General features: G+C 55.8%; 4 protein-coding genes. All 4 read right to left on the minus strand.

What is annotated here, in order from left to right; translation table 11 throughout:
• Positions 1–307: 307 nt before the first annotated feature.
• Positions 308–1,102, minus strand: coding sequence for an inositol monophosphatase family protein (locus V6C16_RS08335; protein WP_333534297.1), 795 nt, complete (start codon positions 1,100–1,102; stop codon positions 308–310).
• 287 nt (positions 1,103–1,389) lie between these two features.
• Positions 1,390–2,397 (minus strand): proline racemase family protein, encoded by a 1,008-nt coding sequence (locus V6C16_RS08340; RefSeq protein ID WP_333534296.1) that lies wholly within the window; start codon positions 2,395–2,397, stop codon positions 1,390–1,392.
• 67 nt (positions 2,398–2,464) lie between these two features.
• The gene (locus V6C16_RS08345) at positions 2,465–3,967 is read right to left on the minus strand and encodes an aldehyde dehydrogenase (RefSeq protein ID WP_333534295.1); all 1,503 of its coding nucleotides are present in this window, start codon (positions 3,965–3,967) and stop codon (positions 2,465–2,467) included.
• A gap of 189 nt (positions 3,968–4,156) precedes the next feature.
• Positions 4,157–4,572 (minus strand): (2Fe-2S)-binding protein (locus V6C16_RS08350; RefSeq protein ID WP_333543001.1); only part of this gene is annotated, 416 nt, incomplete at its 5' end.

The following is a 4,572-nucleotide window of genomic DNA, read 5'->3' on the forward strand; positions in this document are numbered from 1 at the left end:
GCTCATTTGCTTGAATCTGTTCGGCAAGGATTCTCTGGAAGAACTTCTGAATCCGCGAAGACGAAAAACTATAAACACCTATAGTTATAGCCTGTTAGCTATGGGTGCTTAACCGGACAACATTGGCGCGTAAAGTAAAAAATGGCATACCCAAACCAGATGGACACCATCATATGTATACGCCAATAGTTATAGTCTTTATCAATTTCTTCTGTATTCTTGGTGACAGGACGAACAGGGGAAGCCTTAAAGAAATTTAACATGGCAAATCCTTGTTGCAAAACAAAAGAAACATGTGACTGTATGGCTAACTGTGTGCCTCAATTTCACGCAAAACCTGCTCATGCAGTTTTTTGTCTCCGCAAGCCAGAACCTGCATGCCAGAGTGCATGGTCAGCGGATTTCCATTCCAGTCGGATATAATGCCTCCTGCCCCTTCAATGATGGGCACAAGGGCGCAGTAATCCACTTCGCGCATGATGCCGCTGTCAAAACAAACGTCTATTTTTCCCGCAGCAAGGCTCATGTAGCCGTAGCATGCGCCGCCGTAGACGCGCCATTTGGTGGCGGCAATAAGGCGATTGTAGGCTGCCCGGTCCGAGTCAAAGACAAATTCTGTATTGCTTGAAGCTGCGAGGGCGGTGGCAATATCAGTATGGGGGCGGGTTTGTATGGGCAGGCCGTTGACTGTGGATTGTTGACCCTTTACGCCCACCCAACGTTCGGCCATGACGGGCATTTCAACCACACCAAGCACGGGTGTACCGTTGCGGCACAAGGCAATGAGCGTTCCGTAAAACGGATAGCCCACAATGAACTGCCGCGTGCCGTCAATGGGGTCAATCACCCAAACGTATTCGGCTGTGGCGGCATTTGCCCCATATTCTTCGCCAAGCATGCCATGATCTGGAAACGCTTCGGAAATAAGCGAACGTATTTCTCGCTCCACACGCTCGTCAGTTTCCGTCACAGGGCTGGCATCTGTTTTTGTTTTGAAGTCGTAATTGCCACGTAGGTACTTTTGCCGATGTTCAGTCAGTATCTGGCGTGAAATATCCGCAGCCTGCATAGCTATTTTTAGAAATTTGTCATACGCGCACATTTGGTTGCCTCCGGTTATGGTGGGTGAATGACGTGACCGATAATCGACAAGCCCTGCAAAAGCGCCTACTGCCGGTCTGTGTTACGACTTGAATCCACCTGATTTTGTTGTCCCACTTTGGGAGGGTTAGAGGGTCAGAAGCCGGGGCATATCCGCCTTTGAAAAGGCTTCATGCTCCAGCGCTGCACACCTGTGCAACATGCTGTGAAACTGCGTGTTTTCAACAAAACCAGCAAAGTTCAACACTGCGGCATGTAAAACGCACGGTGTTTTACTGTGGGGAATGCCTAGTCCAGTCGGAATCCGTGCTTGAGGGCGTCCTCCGGGTCAATGACAAATTGGTGAAATCCGGTGAGGTAGGCCGTGCCGCTTACTTCAGGCACTCCGCCCTTGCACGGGCCGACGGTGACAGGCTCGATGATTCTGGCCGTGAACTGCGTGCCGATGACGCTTTCGTGTATAAATTCCTGATTCAGCGCCAGATCACCTTTGGCAAAAAGAGAGGCCACACGGGCGGATGTCCCCGTGCCGCAGGGGGAACGGTCAAGGGAGTCGGGCAGGAATACCACGGTATTACGATAGGTGGCTTTGGGATCATCCGGTCTGGTGTAGAACATCACGTGCGTGATGACATTGATGAACGGCTTTTCGGGATGCTTGAAGTCCACGGCTTTACGCACTGCGCCGCCAAAAGCCTGAGCTGCCTTTTCAATGGCCGCGCGGTGGCCGGAGCGCAGATCAAGACCGGGAAAATATTTCGCATCGGTAATGGCATATGTATTGCCGCCGTAGGCCACGTCGTAGGGAACCTGGCCTACGCCGGGAACTTCAACCGTGCCTGAGCAGAAGAGAAAGGACGGAACATTGCGAAAGGTTACGCGCTGTACCTTGCCGTTCCTGATTTCGGCCCTGGTGCGAACAAGGCCGGCGGGCGTGTCTATGTTGACATTGCACACATCGCCCTCAGGGGTAACGGCGCCGGTTTCGAGCATGGCTGTGACGCAGCCGATGGTGCTGTGTCCGCACATGGGCATGAGGCCCCCGGCATCAATGAAAAGTATGCCCATATGGGCTTCGGGATCGCAGGGGGGAACCCATATTGTACCCGACATATTGCTGTGTCCGCGCGGTTCAAGCATGAGGGCGCTGATGAACTGGCCGAGGTGCTTACTTGCGTAAGCCATTTTTTCCTGCATGCTGCTTCCCGCAATGGCGGGGCATCCGGCAATCACGTTGCGCGTGGGGTTTCCGGCCGTGTGGGTGTCAATGGTCTGGATCATGTGGGATAGATTCATGGCGTCATCCTCGCCGCTGAAAGCCGGGCAGCCCCGGCGAAAACCGAGGCTGCCCGCAGATGTGCGGCTACCTGTCCAGGTTGATGAAAATGGTCTTCTGTTCGGTATACTGGTCGTGCGACTCGCGTCCCTTGTCCTTGCCGCCGAATCCGGAAAGCTTGTACCCGCCGAAAGGCGTGCTGTTATCGCCTTCGCTGAAGCAGTTGACGGAAACAGTGCCGGCCTTGAGAGCGCTCGCAAAAGTATGGGCCTTGGTCAGGGATTCGGTAAAAATGGAAGCGTGCAGGCCGTAACAGGTGTCGTTCGCCAGGGCCAGGGCGTCTTCGTCAGAAGAGGCCGTAAGAATGGCCGTGACCGGGCCGAAGATTTCCTCGCGTACAATGGTGGCGTCGCGGCTCACGTTGTCGAAAATGGTAGGCTCTATGAAAAGGCCGCTGCCGATGTCAGCCGCCTTGCCGCCCGTGACGATGCGCCCGCCTTCGGCCTTGCCCTTTTCGATGTAGCCCATAACGCTCTTGAAGTGATGCTCGCTGACAAGGGAGCCGAGGGCATTGGCAGGATCAAGCGGGTTGCCCATTTTCCAATGGCTCAGTGCGGCCAGAAAAGCTTCAAGAAATGCGTCTTTTTTGCTTTCCGGCACAATGATGCGGGAGTTGGCCGTGCAGTTTTCGCCCATGTTCCAGAATGCGGCCGAGCAGGCGTGTTCCGCGGCGTGCGAGAGGTCGGTAACGTCTTCAAGCAGCACAAAGGGGCTTTTGCCGCCCAGTTCCAGCACCACGCGCTTGAGGTTGCTTTCGGCGGAGTATTGCAAAAAGCGGCGGCCCACGTCGGTTGAGCCGGTGAAAGAGAGCACGTCCACATCCATATGGCGTCCCAAGGCTTCACCCACAAGGCCGCCAGGGCCGGGCAGCACCTGAAGCACGCCTTCGGGAATGCCCGCTTCGGCAGCCAGTTCCGCAAGACGCAGGGTGGAAAGGGCGGTTACGCTGGCGGGTTTGATGATGACGCTGTTGCCCTCTGAAAGGGCCGGGCCGAGCTTCCAGCCGACCATTTGCAGCGGAAAGTTCCAGGGCAGCACGCAGGCCACCACACCCGCAGGTTCGCGCACGATGAGCCCGCGCTTGAAGTCGCCGGAAGGCGAGATGCTGCCGTACTGCTTGTCCGTGTATTCCGCATGCCATTCGAGGCATTCGATGGTTTCGGGCAGGTCGGTGCACAGGTTTTCACGAATGGGTTTGCCGCTGTCCAGACTTTCCAGTACAGCCAGTTCCACCATGTGTTTTTCCATCAGGCTGCAGAGCCGGAGGAATATTTTCTTGCGTTCGGTGGGGTGCATTTTTGACCACACGCCGGACTCAAAGGTTTTTCTGGCTGAGGCCACGGCCCTGTCCACGTCCTCTTGGCCGCAACTTGCAACGTTTGCCAGCGCTTTACCCGTGGCCGGGTTGCTGGTGACAAAGGTTTTACCCGAAGCCGCAGGCACAAATTTTCCGTCAATAAAGGCGAGATTGGGGTATTTCAGTTGAGAGGCCAGATTTTCGTATTCCTGGCAAGTTAGGAATCGCGACACGTTGGTTCCTCCTGTTGAAGAAGTGTTGTGTATCGGGGCCAGCTCCGCAGCGGGATGCGGACGGCAGTTTTCATTCATTTTTACGCATGGTTATTCGTCAGAAGTGCTGTTCTCTACTGTTTTTTCAAGCATGTCTGCGGGATGCTGCCCTGCTTCTGCCTCATGCAGCGCCTGCTATTGAAAACGCATTCAACTGGGATCCGGCGGCATGGGCATGTCGGCCAGTTGTGCCAGGCTCAGGGGAAAAAGCGGGGGCTGAGCCGTGTACTGCGGCAAGGCGTCAAGGGGAAGCCCTTGAGTATGGGCGATCATTTCAGCCACAGCCTGACCGCACATGCGCCCCTGGCATGCGCCCATGCCGGGCCGGGCCTGAGCTTTAAGCCCATCCGGCGAACAGCAGCCCTGGTTGATCACCTGGCGCAGGGTTTGGGCGGTAAGTCCTTCGCATCGGCATACGATGGCTTCGTCCGCGGGTTGCAGCATGGCGGGAGTGGGGGCGAAGTATTCGTCAAGAAAAGGCTGCAGCGCCCGGCAGCGCCTGATCATGCGCAGATGTGGGGTAGCATGGAGATCACGCCCGGGCATATCCAGCCGCCCAAGCTCGC

The sequence above is a fragment of the Desulfovibrio sp. 1188_IL3213 genome (genome assembly GCF_036763145.1).
Lineage (GTDB): Bacteria > Desulfobacterota > Desulfovibrionia > Desulfovibrionales > Desulfovibrionaceae > Desulfovibrio.

Coding starts and splice junctions, on each gene's coding strand:
- V6C16_RS08335 (WP_333534297.1), bottom strand. CDS start 1,102: ATGTGCGCGTATGACAAATTTCTAAAAATAGCTATGCAGGCTGCGGAT.
- V6C16_RS08340 (WP_333534296.1), bottom strand. CDS start 2,397: ATGAATCTATCCCACATGATCCAGACCATTGACACCCACACGGCCGGA.